The sequence below is a fragment of the Bradyrhizobium sp. NBAIM14 genome (assembly GCF_020193895.1).
GTDB lineage: Bacteria > Pseudomonadota > Alphaproteobacteria > Rhizobiales > Xanthobacteraceae > Bradyrhizobium > Bradyrhizobium yuanmingense.
The window spans coordinates 885,432-900,198 of the sequence record NZ_JADYVQ010000001.1 but is presented as its reverse complement, the minus strand read 5'-3'; the positions used below and the strand labels follow the sequence as shown (position 1 = coordinate 900,198).

Here is a 14,767-nt window from a genome sequence, read left to right as displayed (position 1 = left end):
CTGGAGGGGGCGGGTCGATTGCGCGCAGCGCGAGCGGGGTGATCTCTCCACTCGGGCAGTATTCGACGTGGAGAGACCGTCACCCACCCCGCTACGCATTGCGCTGCGCTCCATGCGTAGCGACCCACGGGCGAGCTGCGCTCGTCCCGGACCCCTCCAGGGGAGGGTGAGGGATCAATCCTGCACTTCGCTGAACGTGGCGCGGAACGGATGGCCCGGATATACGCCGACGATGCGGAATTCGCGCGAGAAGAATTTCAGCTCCTCGATGGCGAAGGCGAGGCCCTTGTCATCGGGATGGCCGTCGACGTCGGCATAGAACTGCGTGGCGAAGAAATTGCCGTCGACCATGTAGCTCTCGAGCTTGGTCATGTTGACGCCGTTGGTGGCGAAGCCGCCGAGCGCCTTGTAGAGCGCCGCCGGCAAATTGCGCACCCGGAAAACAAAGGTCGTGACGAGCGGCCCGGTGCCTTGGGGCGCCCATTTCGGCTCGCGCGCCAGTACCACGAAGCGCGTGGTGTTGTGGGCCTCGTCCTCGATGTCCTCGGCGAGGATGTCGAGACCGTAGATCTTTGCAGCAAGGCGCGAGGCGATCGCGGCCACCGTCTTGTCCTTGCGCTCCGAGATGTCGCGGGCGCTGCCGGCGGTATCGGCATGCACGATCGGCTTGATGCCGAGCTTGCGGATGATGCGCCGGCACTGGCCGAGCGCATGCACATGGCTCTCGACGCTCTTGATGTCTTCGAGCTTGGTGCCCTTCACGGCCATCAGCTGATGCCGGACCGGCAGAAACCATTCGCCGACGATGAAGAGGCCGGACGCCGGCAGGAGGTGATGGATGTCGGCGACGCGGCCGGCGACCGAATTCTCGATCGGGATCATGCCGAGATCGGCCTCGCCCGACGAGATCGCCGACAGCGCGTCTTCGAATGTGGCGCAGGGCATCGGTTCGGCGTCGGGATAGGCCTCGACGATGGCGATGTGGGAATTGGCGCCAGGCTCGCCCTGGAATGCGATCTTCATCTTGCTCATGCTCGGCCTTGTAGCAGCGGCTCAGGATTTGGAAAGGATGCTGCGCGCGGTCTCGAGGTCCGCCGGCGTATCGACCCCGCGGGGCACGGTGTCGACGATGGTGAAATCGATGCGCATTCCGGCCTCAAGCGCCCGGAGCTGCTCGAGCTTCTCCTGCAATTCCAGCGGAGACGGCGGAAGAGAGACGTAGCGCTCCAGCGCGGCGCGGCGAAAGGCATAGAGGCCGATATGGTGATAACGCGGTCCGTCGCCGGTCGGGGCGGTCGCGCGGGTGAAATAAAGTGCGCGCATCCGCCTGCCGCCAACCGAGGTTCCGATCGCCTTCACCACGCTTGGGGCGAGATCCTCTTCCTCGGTGTGGATCCGCGAGGCCAGCGTCGCGATGTCCACGGCCGGGTCTTGCAGCGGCGGCAGCACCTCGCGGATGTTGTCGATCGTGATGGTCGGGAAATCCCCCTGGACATTGACCACGATCTCGGCCTTGCCCTCGGGATCGAGCTTCTGCATGGCCTCGTGGATACGGTCCGAGCCGGAGGGGTGGTCGCCGCGGGTCATCACGGCCTCGCCGCCATGGGCGGTCACGACCGAGGCGATCTCGTCGGTGTCGGTGGCCACCGCGACCCTGCCGATTGCGGCGGCCTCGGCACGGCGCAGCACATGCACGATCATCGGCAATCCCGCGATATCGGCGAGCGGCTTGCCGGGCAGGCGGGTGGCGGCCATGCGAGCCGGGATCAGCACCAGGATGCGGGGATCGATCATCGGGTTCAAAGGTCTGAGGTCAAGAGCCTGAAAACGGAGCGTTTTCCGCACCGGGACATGGGATGGGGACGGGCCTGAAGCCGGGTCGCTTATACGGGTTGCCAGACCCCGGGCAAACCGATATCTCAATGGCAAAACTCGGGGAAACAATAAGGAACGTTTGATTCTCCGAGGCTCGTCCTGCGGCCATCCGGGCCGCTGTTTCCTTCTTGCGGTGGGGCCTGGCCGGAAATGGACTCTTTCGAACTCAACAAGATTCTCGGCGCCGTGTTCGGCACCTGTCTCTTCCTGCTGGTGACGAGCTTCACCGCGAGCGCGCTGTTCTCTCCCAAGATGCCGGAAAAGCCGGGCTTCGAGATCGCGGTCAAGCAAGATGCCGGCTCCGGCAAGGAGGGCGCCGCCGCCGCACCGTCCGAACCGATCGAAAAGCTGCTCCAAACCGCCTCCGTCGAGAAGGGCGCCGCGGCCGCCAAGAAGTGTGGCGCCTGCCACACCTTCGAGAAGGGCGGCCCGAACCGGGTCGGTCCGAACCTCTATGGCGTCGTTGGCGAGCCCAAGGGCCAGGGCCGTGGTGGCTTCAACTTCTCGGCAGCCATCAAGGCTAAGGGTGGCAACTGGAGCTTCGACGACCTCAACAAGTTCCTCGCCAATCCGAAGGGCTTCATTCCGGGCACCGCGATGGGCTTTGCCGGTGTTGCCAAGGATTCCGAGCGTGCCGATATCATCGCCTATCTGAATTCGCAGTCGGAGAAACCTCAGCCGCTGCCGACGGCGTCAAAATAAGGTCCCAAGAACCGGCGCTCGAATACGGCCAGGCTGAAAAGTCTGGCCGTTTCCTTATCCGGGCCTCGCGGCGACGTTATCGGGGCGTTTGGCCGCATCCGATAGGCCGGCCGGGCTTCCAAGATGAGGAAAAAGCAACATATTCGGTCGAAACCTCGCCTATATTGGGAACTTAAAGGAGTAGCCTCCTTCAAGACAGGGATGTTGATTTGGCCATTACCCGACGCGATCTCCTGCTCACCGGCACTGCAGCCGCAGCGCTTCCAGCCCTTGGCTCCGTCGCGGGCGTTCCCGTCGGCGTGGCGCATGCGCAATCAGCAACTGAGCTGCCTTCCGGCGGGTTGCCTTGGCGCCACGCGCTGTCGCTGTTCGGAAAGGTCAAGTACCCCGCCGACTTCAAGCGCTTCGACTACGTCAATCCGGACGCCCCCAAAGGCGGTGTCGCGCGCCAGATCGCCGTCGGCACGTTCGACAATTTCAACATCGTCGTCTCCGGTGTGAAGGGCCAGGTCGCCGGTGCCGTCGCGTTCATCTATGAATCGCTCCTGACGCAGTCGCTCGACGAGGTCTCGACCGAATACGGCGCGCTGGCCGAAGCGGTCAGCCATCCCGACGATTTTTCCTTCGTCACCTATCGCCTGCGCCCGCAGGCGAAATGGCATGACGGCAAGCCTGTTACGCCGGAGGACGTGATCTTCTCGCTCGATTCCTTCAAGAAGAACCATCCGATGTACTCGGCCTATTACAGCCATGTGGTGAAGGCCGAGAAGGTCGGCGAGCGTGACGTGAAGTTCGTGTTCGACGCACCCGGCAACCGCGAGCTGCCGCTGATCGTGGGACAGCTGATCGTCCTTCCGAAACATTGGTGGGAGGGGACGGACGCGCAGGGCCGCAAGCGCGACATCTCCACCACAACGCTCGAAATGCCGCTTGGCTCGGGCCCCTACAAGGTCAAGGAATTCGTCGCAGGACGCTCGATCGCGCTGGAGCGCGTCAAGGACTATTGGGGCCGCGATCTTCCCATCAATGTGGGCCGCAATAATTTCGATGAGCTGCGCTACGAATATTTTCGCGACGGCACCGTTGCGATCGAGGCCTTCAAGGCCGACCAGGTCGATTGGCGCACCGAGAACAGCGCGAAGAGTTGGGCGACCGCCTATGATTTCCCGGCCGTGACCGAAAAGCGGGTGATCCTCGAGGAATTCGTCAATCGCAGCTCGGGCGTGATGCAGGCCTTCGTGCCGAACCTGCGCCGCGCCAAGTTCAGCGATCCGCGCGTGCGTCGTGCGCTCAACTACGCGTTCGACTTCGAGGAGATGAACAAGCAGATCTTCTACGGTCAGTACAAGCGCATCAGCAGCTATTTCGACGGCATCGAGGAGCTGATGGCAACGGGATTGCCGCAGGGTAAGGAGCTCGAAATTCTCGAGACCGTCCGCGCCCAGGTACCGCCCGAGGTCTTCACGACGCCCTACACCAATCCGGTCGGGGGTAGTCCGGAGGCGGTGCGCGACAATTTGCGTGAGGCGCTGCGCCTGTTCAAGGAAGCCGGCTACGAGGTGCGAGATCGCAAGCTGGTCGACGTCAAGACCGGTGCGCAGTTCTCGCTGGAATTGCTCAACTCGGATCCCAGCTTCGAACGAATTACGCTGTTCTACAAGCCGTCGCTGGAGCGGCTCGGCATTGCGGTGAGCGTTCGGACGGTCGATCCGACCCAGTATGAGAACAGGACGCGCGAGTGGGACTTCGACATCGTGACGAACTCCTGGGGCGAGTCACAATCGCCGGGCAACGAGCAGCGCGAGTTCTGGTCCTCCAAATCGGCCGACATCGCCGGGTCGCGCAACATCGCCGGCATCAAGAATCCGGCCATCGACAAGCTGATCGAGCGGGTGATCTACGCCACTGATCGCGACGATCTCGTCGCGGCCACCAAGGCCCTCGACCGCGTGCTGCTGTGGAATCACTACGTCGTGCCGCAATGGACCTACAACAAGGTGCGCACCGCGCGCTGGGATCGCTTCGGCCGGCCGACGGAATTGCCCAGGTATGGTCTGTCCGGCTTCCCGTTCATCTGGTGGTACGACGCAGACAAGGCGGCACGGATCGCAAAGAAATCGTGAAGGACAATCCCCGCATGACGCAGATGTCACGCCGCCATGTGCTGGTCCTGGGTGTTGGCGGCGCCCTCGGGGCGTCCGTCGGCGCGCCGCTGCTGCGCAGCGCGCGAGCATCGGAAGCGGCGACCGAGGCGCACGGCATGTCGGCATTCGGCGATCTCAAATATCCCGCCGACTTCCGTCATTTCGATTACGTCAATGTCGACGCGCCGAAAGGCGGCACGTTCTCGCTAATCCCGTCGGTGCGGGCCTACAATCAGTCCTACCAGACCTTCAACTCGCTCAACGCCTTCATCCTGAAAGGCGACGGCGCACAAGGTATGGGTATGACGTTCTCGCCGCTGATGATCCGCGCAGCTGACGAGCCCGACGCAATGTACGGGTTGGCGGCCAAATCCGTGCAGATATCGCCGGACAAGCTGGTCTACCGCTTCGCGATGCGACCCGAGGCGAAATTCCACGACGGGACCAGGCTCACCGCCCACGATGCAGCCTATTCGCTGACGACTCTGAAGACCAAGGGGCATCCGCTGATCACCGTGCAGATGCGCGACATGGTCAGTGCCGAAGCCCTCGACGATGCGACGCTCGTCGTCACCTTCGCCAAGGGACGTGCACGCGACGTGCCGCTCTATGTCGCCAGCCTGCCGATCTTCTCGAAGGCGTACTACGCCTCCCGCCCGTTCGAAGAATCGTCGCTGGAGATTCCGCTCGGCTCGGGCCCGTACAGGGTCGGCAGGTTCGAGGTCAATCGCTACATCGAGTTCGAGCGTGTGAAGGACTGGTGGGCCGCTGATCTGCCGCCCTGCCGCGGCAGCTACAATTTCGATGTGGTCCGCTATGAATTCTACCGCGATCGTGACGTCGCCTTCGAGGGCTTTACCGGCAAGAGCTATCTTTATCGCGAGGAGTTCACTTCGCGCATCTGGGCGACGCGCTATGACTTCCCGGCCGTGAAGGAAGGCCGAGTCAAGATGGAGGTCGTGCCCGACGATACGCCCTCCGGCGCGCAAGGCTGGTTCATCAATACGCGGCGCGACAAATTCAAAGACCCCCGCGTGCGCGAGGCCCTGATCAACGCTTTCGATTTCGAATGGACCAACAAGACAATCATGTACGGCGCTTACGCTCGTACGGTGTCGCCGTTCCAGAACTCGGACCTGATGGCCGGCAATGCGCCGCCTTCGCCGGAAGAGCTGAAGCTGCTGGAGCCGTTTCGCGGCCAGGTTCCTGACGAAGTGTTCGCGGCGCCATTCACGCCGCCGGCCTCCGACGGCTCCGGACAGGACCGCAGCCTGCTCCGCAAGGCGCAGCAATTGCTCACCGAGGCCGGCGTGCCCATCAAGGACGGCAAGCGGGTGCTGCCGAACGGCGAATTGTTCAAGATCGAGTTCCTGCTGGACGAGCCCTCGTTCCAGCCGCACCACGCGCCTTACATCAAGAATCTCGCGACGCTTGGGATCGAAGCGAGCGTGCGCCTCGTCGATGCCGTACAGCACAAGGCCCGGCAGGAAGATTTCGATTTCGACATGACCATTCAGCGCTTCAGCATGTCGGCGACGCCAGGCGATGCCATGCGCGCGTTCTTCTCCTCGCAGGTCGCAAACACCAAGGGCTCGTACAATCTGGCTGGCGTCGCCAGTCCGGCGATCGACGCCATGATCGAGAAGATCATGGCGGCCGACAGCCGCGAAGAGCTGACCGTCGCCTGCCGCGCCTTCGATCGCCTGTTCCGCGCCGGCCGCTATTGGGTCCCGCAATGGTACAACAAGACGCACCGGCTGGCCTATTGGGACCAGTTCGGCCATCCACCGAGGTTGCCGCGTTATGCCAACGGCGTCGGCGCGCCCGACATCTGGTGGTATGAGCCCGCCAAGGCGGCCAAGCTCGAGCAGGCAAAATAGCCATGAGCGCCTATATCGCCCGCCGCCTCCTGCTAATGATTCCGACCCTGCTTGGGATCCTCTTCGTGTCCTTCGTCGTGGTGCAATTCGCGCCCGGCGGCCCGGTTGAGCGCGTGATCGCGCAACTCTCGGGCGCCGACACCGGCGGCACCTCGCGTATTTCCGGCGGCAGTGATTTTGCGCAGCGCGCGCCGGGACAGGTCGGTGCCGGCGGCGATTCCGTCAACTCGAAATATCGCGGCGCACAGGGCCTCGACCCCGATTTCATCAAGAAGCTGGAAGTGCAGTTCGGCTTCGACAAGCCCGCGCCGGAACGCTTCCTGCTGATGGTGTGGAACTTCGCCCGCTTCGATTTCGGCAAGAGCTATTTTCGCGACGTCAGCGTTCTGCAGCTCATCAAGGAAAAGCTGCCGGTCTCGATCTCGCTTGGCCTCTGGCTAACACTTCTGACCTACCTGATCTCGATCCCGCTCGGCATTCGCAAGGCCGTGAACGACGGGGCGCGGTTCGACACCTGGACCTCGACGGTGCTCGTGCTCGGCTATGCCATCCCCGGTTTTCTGTTCGCCATTCTCCTCATCATCCTGTTTGCCGGCGGCTCCTTCTTCAACTGGTTCCCGCTGCGCGGACTGACCTCGGACGGCTGGTCGCAGTTTCCCTGGTATTGGAAGATCATCGATTATTTCTGGCATCTGACGTTGCCACTTATCGCCATGGGGCTAGGTGCCTTCACCACCATGACGTTCCTGACCAAGAATTCGTTCCTGGATGAGATCCGCAAGCAATACGTCATGACCGCCCGCGCCAAGGGCTGCAGCGAGAACCGGGTGCTCTATGGCCACGTCTTCCGCAACGCGATGCTGATCGTGATCGCCGGCTTCCCCGGCACTTTCATCCACGCCTTCTTTTCCGGCTCGCTGCTGATCGAGACCATCTTCTCGCTGGACGGGCTCGGACTGCTCAGCTTCGAGAGCGTTCTCAATCGCGACTATCCCGTGGTGTTCGGCACGCTCTACATCTTCTCGCTGGTCGGCCTCGTGATCAACCTGATCTCCGACCTGACCTATATGTGGATCGACCCCCGGATCGATTTCGAAGCGCGGGAGGTCTGATGACGATCACCGCGCCGACGCCGATCGAGACCACAGCGAAGTCGCCGCTCGGCGATGCCGTTCCGATCACGGGCAAGCCGTTCGCTCCATCGCCGCTTAACCGGCGGCGGTGGCAGAACTTCAAGGCGAACCACCGCGGCTACTGGTCGTTCTGGATCTTCATCGGCCTGTTCGTGATCTCGCTGTTCGCCGAGCTGATCGCGAACGATCGGCCCTTCCTGATCAAGTTCGATGGCCGTCTCTATTGGCCGGCTTTCGTCACCTATTCGGAGACGACGTTCGGCGGCGATTTCGAGACGGCGGCCGACTATCGTGACCCCTACTTGCAGAAGCTGATCAAGGAGAAGGGCGGCAGCATCGTCTGGCCGCTGATCCGTTACTCCTACGATACCCACAATCTCGATCTGCCGACGCCGGCGCCGTCGCCGCCGACCTGGATGCTGACGGAGAAGCAGTGCAAGCCGGTGGTGGAGAAGAAGGGACTGAAGAGCTGCCGCGATCTCGAATACAATTGGCTCGGCACCGACGATCAGGGCCGCGACGTGGTGGCGCGGCTGATCTACGGCTTCCGCATCTCGGTGCTGTTCGGCCTTTGCCTCACCATCGTTTCGTCGGTCATCGGCATCGCGGCGGGTGCGGTGCAGGGCTATTTCGGCGGTTGGGTCGATCTGATCTTCCAGCGTTTCATCGAGATCTGGACCGCGATTCCATCGCTGTATCTTCTCCTGATCCTGTCCTCGGTGCTGGTGCCCGGTTTCTTCGTGCTACTCGGCATCTTGCTGCTGTTCTCCTGGGTCTCGCTGGTTGGCCTCGTGCGGGCCGAATTCCTGCGCGGGCGCAATTTCGAATACGTCCAGGCGGCACGTGCGCTCGGCGTCTCCAATCCTCTGATCATGTTCCGCCACCTGCTCCCTAACGCGATGGTCGCGACCATGACGTTCCTGCCGTTCATCGTTTCGAGCTCGGTGATGACGCTGACGGCGCTCGATTTCCTCGGCTTCGGCCTGCCACCGGGATCGCCCTCGCTCGGCGAATTGCTCTCGCAGGCCAAGGCCAATGTGCAGGCACCGTGGCTCGGCTTCTCCGGCTTCTTCTCGGTCGCGATCATGCTCTCGCTGTTGATCTTCATCGGTGAAGCCGTGCGCGACGCCTTCGACCCGCGCAAGACGTTCAGGTAAGGCCATGGATGCGATCAACCAGCCCCTGCTCGCCGTTCGCGACCTCTCGGTGGCCTTTCACCAGGGCGGCGCCACCACGCTTGCGGTCGACAAGGTCTCGTTCCAGATCAAGCGCGGCGAATGCGTCGCGCTGGTCGGCGAGTCCGGCTCCGGCAAGTCGGTCAGCGCACTCTCGATCCTGAAGCTGCTGCCGTATCCGAATGCCTCCCATCCCTCCGGCAGCATCCGCTTCAAGGGCCAGGAGTTGATCGACCAGTCCGAGCAGCAGATGCGGGAGATCAGGGGCAGCGACATCTCCATCATCTTCCAGGAGCCGATGACCTCGCTCAATCCGCTGCACACGATCGAGGCGCAGATCGGCGAGATCATCCAGCTGCACAATCCGACCAGCAATGCGCAGGCCCGCAAGCGGACGCTGGAGCTCTTGACCCAGGTCGGCATTCCCGATCCAGAGACGCGGCTGAACAGCTATCCGCACCAGCTCTCCGGCGGCCAGCGCCAGCGTGTGATGATCGCGATGGCGCTCGCCAACGAGCCGGACCTTCTGATCGCGGACGAGCCGACCACGGCGCTCGACGTCACCGTGCAGGCGCAGATCCTGGCGCTGCTCGCCGAGATCCGCGCGCGGCTCGGCATGAGCCTGCTGTTCATCACCCACGATCTCGGCATCGTGCGCCGCATTGCCGACACCGTCTGTGTCATGAAGGGGGGCGTGATCGTCGAGCAGGGTCCGGTCGAGCAGGTCTTCAAGACCCCGAAACATCCCTATACACGCGACCTGCTCGCGGCGGAGCCCAAGCCCGATCCGGCGCCGCCGCAGCCGAATGCGCCGGTGGTGATGTCGGCCAATGACCTAAAAGTCTGGTTCCCGATCAAGCGCGGCCTGATGCGCAAAACGGTCGGTCACATCAAGGCGGTCGATGGGGTCAGTGTCGCCGTACGCAAGGGCGAGACGCTCGGCGTGGTCGGCGAATCCGGCTCGGGCAAGACCACGCTGGGGCTGGCGCTGCTGCGGCTGATCTCCTCGAACGGACGCATCGTGTTCTTAGGGAACGACATCCAGGGCCTGCGCTTCAAGGAGATGCGTCCCTTCCGGCGCGACATGCAGATCGTGTTTCAGGATCCGTTCGGCTCGCTCTCACCGCGCATGTCGGTCGCCGACATCATCGCCGAGGGCCTGTCCGTGCATCAGCCGGCGCTCTCGCGCGAGGAACGCGAGGCGCGCGTGGTCAAGGCACTCGAGGATGTCGGACTCAATCCGGAGACGCGCTTCCGCTATCCGCACGAATTCTCCGGCGGCCAGCGTCAGCGCATCTCGATCGCGCGCGCGATCGTGCTGGAGCCTGATTTCGTCGTGCTGGACGAGCCGACCAGCGCGCTCGACATGCTGTTCCAGGCGCAGATGGTCGATCTGTTGCGCGAGCTCCAGCGCAAGCGCGAGCTCACCTACATGTTCATTTCGCACGATTTGCGTGTCGTCGCCTCGCTCGCCAGCCACCTCATCGTGATGCGCGGCGGCAAGGTGGTCGAGGAGGGGCAGGCGGCCGAATTGTTCAGGAATCCGAAGACGGATTACACCCGAGCGCTGTTCGCGGCCGCGTTTCGGCTGGAGACGGCCGGGAACGGGGCGGTGGCGACGTAGCGCTCCGTCAGAGCCGCTTGATCGCGACGACCTCGCTGCCAGCCGCCTTGATCCGCGCGATCGCCGGCTCGATCGGCTCGATCACCGTTGCCATGTGATGCGCATTGGCGTGAACCATGGTGGTGGCGTCGCGCACGATGGCGACATGACCTTTCCAGAAGATCAGATCGCCGCGCTGCGAGCTGCTCCGCTCATGCGGCTCCAGCGTGCGGCCGAGACCGGCGAGCTGCATGTCGCTGTCGCGCGGGCAGCCGATCCCGGCTGATGTCAGCGAGACCTGGACGAGGCCGGAGCAATCGATGCCAAAGCTGCTCTTGCCGCCCCAGAGATAGGGCGTGCCGACGAAGCGCTCGGCCACCGCGACGAAATCCGGCTCGCGATGATCGAGCGGGATGAGATGCGTTCTCGGCAGATATCTGCCGTCGTGCGTCACGGCGAAGCTGCCGTCCTCGCGCGCCACGGCAAGCTTCGATCCCATCACGAGCGTGTCGGCCGGCGGCAGCTTGATCGAGGGGCCGGGGAACGCAAACGTCCGCAGTGCGCCGACCACGTGCGTTGGGGCGGCCGACGGCTTTGCGAGCGCCGCATCCGGGAGCCAGCCGACATAGCCATCGCTACTGAGCTGGCCCCAGGCCCAACCCTCGCCGTTGCGGTCGTAGATGGTGACGCGTTCGCCGCGCAGCGCTTCGGTCATCAACGTCGCGTTCGAGGACGGCTGCTCGCGTATGGGCGCGATCGGCTCGACGACCTCGAACTCGTCACCCTCGACGAAGCGCTGCGCCTCGACCTTGCCTTCGAGATATTTGGCGGCAAGGTCGCCCCGCGCCGGCGTCAGCCTCGGGTCGTGTCCTGGATCAGGCATAGCGCTCGCTCAGCAGTGCGTAGATGGCGCGTGCGGCCTGGCATTCGCCGCCCTCGGGCCGCGCCGGCTTCGCCGACGGCGTCCAGCCATAGATGTCGACATGGAGCCAGCTCTTGGCGTGCTCGACGAAGCGTTGCAGGAACAGCGCGCAGGTGATCGAGCCGGCGAAACCGCCCGAGGGTGCATTGGTGATGGTGGCGGCCTTGGAGTCCAGCCAGGCATCGTAGGGCGGCCACAGCGGCATGCGCCACAACGGATCGTTCTCCCTCATCGCGCAGCGCGCGAGGTCGGCAGCCAGCGTCTCATCATGGGTGTAGAACGGCGGCAGATCCGGCCCCAGCGCGACGCGGGCGGCGCCGGTCAGCGTGCCCAGGTCGATCAGCAGATCGGGCTCCTCCTCGTCGGCCAGAGCCAGCGCGTCGGCGAGCACGAGGCGGCCTTCGGCGTCGGTGTTGCCGATCTCGACGGTGATCCCTTTGCGCGAGGTGAAGATATCGAGCGGACGGAAGGCATTGCCGGCGACGGCGTTCTCCACCGCCGGAATCAGCACGCGCAGCCGCACCTTCAGCTTCGCATCCATCACCATGCGCGCCAGCGCCAGCACGTTGGCTGCGCCGCCCATGTCCTTCTTCATGATCAGCATGCCGCTCGACGGCTTCAGGTCGAGCCCACCGGTGTCGAAACAGACGCCCTTGCCGACCAGCGTCACCTTGGGATGATCAGGATCGCCCCAGACGATGTCGATCAGCCGTGGCGCGCGGCTGGAGGCCATGCCGACGGCGTGGATCAGCGGAAAGTTCTTCGCCAGCTCCTCGCCGACGGTGCAGGAAAAGCTCGCGCCGAACTCGGCGGCGAGCGCTTGCGCGGCTGCGGCGAGCTCATCCGGGCCCATGTCGTTGGACGGCGTGTTGATGAGGTCGCGCGCGAGCATTGCCGCATCGGCAATCCGCTCGATCTCGGCCGCGTCGACACTGTCAGGCGGCACCAGCCGGATCTCGGGGCGATCTGCCTTGCGGTAGCGGGCAAAGCGGTAGCAACCCAATGCGAAGGCGAGCGCGGCCAGCCGCGCATCGTGCGGTGCATTGGCAAACCGATAGGTGCCGGGCGGCAAGAGGCCGGGCAGGGCGCCGGGCCGAAACAGGTCGCGCGATCTTGCATCCTCTTCCTCGAGCCCGAACAGCACCTGCGCAATGGTGCCGTCGGTCGCGGGCAGCGCCAGATAGCTGCCCGGCTTGGCGGCGAAGGCGCTGGCACGCGCGAACTGGCGTTGCGCCGGCGGCAGCGTTTCGGCGACCTGATCCCAGCTCGATTTGGTGACGAAGGTGATCGGGGTGGCGGTGGATGACGTCTCGAAGACAGAAGGCATTGGCGGGTCCGGATCGTCAGTTCAGGCGAGTCATGCGAACGGACGAGACTTCGCAGAGTTTGGCCGCCGCTGCAATCGGCTTTGCCGTCACCGTTTAGCGAGCCGCTACTCGCCGCAAGGTGGGCATGCGGTTCGATGCGCTCGACGAGATCCGCGAGCGGCTTGCCATCGAGTATCGACCGGGCGCGACGAAACCGTCCGCGGACAAATCTCGTATCTCACGCCGAGAGCTGCCGTTCGCAACGCCACGGCCCCAGGGCTTTACTAGCGCTTCGGTTGTGGCATTATCGACGAACATTTTAGATTGTGTCGCTTGTTCTGCATGAACCCGAACGCAGACACGCGGCGGCATGGTGCCTGCCCAGGTTGGATCGATACGGCTGAATCTGCTCGTCGAAGCATTTTTCTCATTGTTTGGGCGGCGCAGAATATGCAGATGAGCGGCGCAAAATGGATAGATCGTTCGTTGTTGCGCAGATTTCCGACCTGCATCTGGACGGGTCGGGCCGGCTGCTTCCGGCCATCGAGACGCTCAGGGCCGCGATTTGCGAGAAGATGGCGGCTGCCGCGAATGTTCCCGATCGCATCCTGCTGATCACGGGCGATCTGGTGGACGACCCAACGCCGCGCGCGTTCGACGAGGCGCTCGCCGTCATCGCATGCTTCCGGCAGACGGGGCTGTTCACCGACATCCAAGCCGTGGCAGGCAATCACGACGTCAAGCGGCCGAACCAGCGTGCGGGCCGTCACGACGCCTACGACTACCTGCACCTGCCGCGGACCGCGAAGAATGTCTATTACCGTCAGGCAGGCCTCGACCTGGTGCTGCTCGATTCCAATCGCGCCAACTTGAAGGCGCTCGCGAGCGGCAAGATCGACGAGAGCGCTTACAAGGCGATGGTCGCCGATTCCGCCCGGCTGAGCGCCGAGGTCGCGGGAAGCATCGGTTCGGCCGGGCGCGCCGACTACGCCGAGCCGGCGGAAAATCTGGTTCGTGTGCTGGCCCTGCACCATCACCCACTGCCGCAGGCCACCGGCGAAGGAAAGCGCTTTCTAGGCATGCCGGACGAGCCGCTGATGTATCTCGCCGCACCCGCGACCTTTCTCGAGGCCGCCACCTCGCTCAACGTCGATCTGGTTCTGCACGGTCATCGCCATGTCGAGGGGCTGACCCGCTATTCCATCCCCGATCCGCGTGCGACGTCGAGCGAGAGCGGTGAGGCGTTCTGGCGCACGATCTACGTGCTCTCCTGTCCGTCCTCGACCGGGCAAGCCGGCGACGATGCCGGTTTCAACCTCGTCCATTTCGGCCCCGCGTCCCATGCCGGCCGCAACGAGCACCGCTTCGCGATCACCCGCTATACGAGGCTCCGCAACGATGCGGCCTTCAGGCCGCTCGATTCCAACCTGCCGGGCGGCGTCATCAGGCTGCCGGCGGGGCGGGATTTTTCCCGCGATCCGGCCGTCCAGTCGGCGATCGAGGCGGCCTCGTCCCGCACACTGAAACGCGACCAGGTCGCGGCGATCGTCCGCCGGCTGTTCATGCGTGGCAGCTTTTACGATGAGGCGGAGCCGAACTGGGCGATAGCGCTCTACACCTACATGGTCTCGGCCCATGCCTGGGCGGAGCTCGAGCGTAAGGCCGCGAGATCCCGGCCGGGATTCGACAGCGACGCGCTCGCCGCGGTGAAAACGTTGCTCGGCCGATTGATCGAGCAATCCGCTGACGTGCTCGGCATCGATCGCGCTCAGCTCGATGAGCTCTACGGGAGAGGCCTGATCAATTGTAACGACTTCCTGCGTCAGGTGCCGCGGCTGCCTTCTGAAGGTGTCGACGTTCAGCGGCGGGGGCGGCAGAGGCTGCAACTGCTGCTGGAGCTGGATCAGCAGGTGCAGGCGCTCGGCCCCGATCTCGGCCTCGGCGGCAAAGCGCCGCCGCAACCATCGCCGGCGTGAGAGAAGCGCGTCTGAGCGCTGTTAACCGGCCGTTAGGGTTAACATTCTAC

Annotated in this window: 11 protein-coding genes; 7 read left to right on the top strand and 4 right to left on the bottom strand. The window is 63.9% G+C overall.

Features of this window, described 5'->3' with window-relative positions; genetic code table 11:
- Nucleotides 1-174: 174 nt before the first annotated feature.
- Nucleotides 175-1,032 carry a prephenate dehydratase gene (locus tag I6F28_RS04195; RefSeq protein WP_035998021.1) on the bottom strand — a complete coding sequence of 286 codons (858 nt, stop codon included), beginning with the start codon at nt 1,030-1,032 and terminating at the stop codon, nt 175-177.
- A 21-nt stretch (nt 1,033-1,053) separates the two neighbouring features.
- Entirely contained in the window at nt 1,054-1,794 is a 741-nt protein-coding gene (locus tag I6F28_RS04190) for a 3-deoxy-manno-octulosonate cytidylyltransferase (protein WP_035998024.1), read from the bottom strand.
- 231 nt (nt 1,795-2,025) lie between these two features.
- Between I6F28_RS04190 and I6F28_RS04185 the strand changes: the two genes are divergently transcribed.
- The 6 genes from I6F28_RS04185 (at nt 2,026) to I6F28_RS04160 (ending at nt 10,533) form a co-directional block, all read left to right on the top strand.
- Nucleotides 2,026-2,577: a c-type cytochrome gene (locus I6F28_RS04185; protein ID WP_035998026.1), complete on the top strand. Its 552-nt coding sequence runs from the start codon at nt 2,026-2,028 to the stop codon at nt 2,575-2,577.
- A 209-nt stretch (nt 2,578-2,786) separates the two neighbouring features.
- Nucleotides 2,787-4,700 carry an extracellular solute-binding protein gene (locus I6F28_RS04180; RefSeq protein WP_225139322.1) on the top strand — a complete coding sequence of 638 codons (1,914 nt, stop codon included), beginning with the start codon at nt 2,787-2,789 and terminating at the stop codon, nt 4,698-4,700.
- Nucleotides 4,701-4,714: 14 nt separating this feature from the next.
- Nucleotides 4,715-6,601 (top strand): extracellular solute-binding protein, encoded by a 1,887-nt coding sequence (locus I6F28_RS04175; protein ID WP_225139321.1) that lies wholly within the window; start codon nt 4,715-4,717, stop codon nt 6,599-6,601.
- A 2-nt stretch (nt 6,602-6,603) separates the two neighbouring features.
- On the top strand, nt 6,604-7,713 hold the full coding sequence (locus tag I6F28_RS04170) for a microcin C ABC transporter permease YejB (RefSeq protein WP_035998032.1): 1,110 nt from the start codon (nt 6,604-6,606) through the stop codon (nt 7,711-7,713).
- The gene (locus I6F28_RS04165; RefSeq protein WP_225139320.1) at nt 7,713-8,891 is read left to right on the top strand and encodes an ABC transporter permease; all 1,179 of its coding nucleotides are present in this window, start codon (nt 7,713-7,715) and stop codon (nt 8,889-8,891) included. The genes I6F28_RS04170 and I6F28_RS04165 overlap by 1 nt, the downstream gene beginning before the upstream one ends.
- A gap of 4 nt (nt 8,892-8,895) precedes the next feature.
- On the top strand, nt 8,896-10,533 hold the full coding sequence (locus I6F28_RS04160; RefSeq protein ID WP_036021581.1) for an ABC transporter ATP-binding protein: 1,638 nt from the start codon (nt 8,896-8,898) through the stop codon (nt 10,531-10,533).
- 7 nt (nt 10,534-10,540) lie between these two features.
- Here I6F28_RS04160 and I6F28_RS04155 read toward each other — a convergent pair whose 3' ends face one another.
- Both I6F28_RS04155 and I6F28_RS04150 read right to left on the bottom strand, forming a co-directional pair.
- The gene (locus tag I6F28_RS04155) at nt 10,541-11,395 is read right to left on the bottom strand and encodes a C40 family peptidase (RefSeq protein ID WP_225139319.1); all 855 of its coding nucleotides are present in this window, start codon (nt 11,393-11,395) and stop codon (nt 10,541-10,543) included.
- Nucleotides 11,388-12,761, bottom strand: a complete 1,374-nt coding sequence (locus I6F28_RS04150; protein WP_225139318.1) for a leucyl aminopeptidase family protein — start codon at nt 12,759-12,761, stop codon at nt 11,388-11,390. Before I6F28_RS04150 ends, I6F28_RS04155 begins: the two co-directional genes overlap by 8 nt.
- 450 nt (nt 12,762-13,211) lie before the next feature.
- Between I6F28_RS04150 and I6F28_RS04145 the strand changes: the two genes are divergently transcribed.
- The gene (locus tag I6F28_RS04145; protein WP_225139317.1) at nt 13,212-14,717 is read left to right on the top strand and encodes a metallophosphoesterase family protein; all 1,506 of its coding nucleotides are present in this window, start codon (nt 13,212-13,214) and stop codon (nt 14,715-14,717) included.
- Nucleotides 14,718-14,767: the final 50 nt, after the last annotated feature.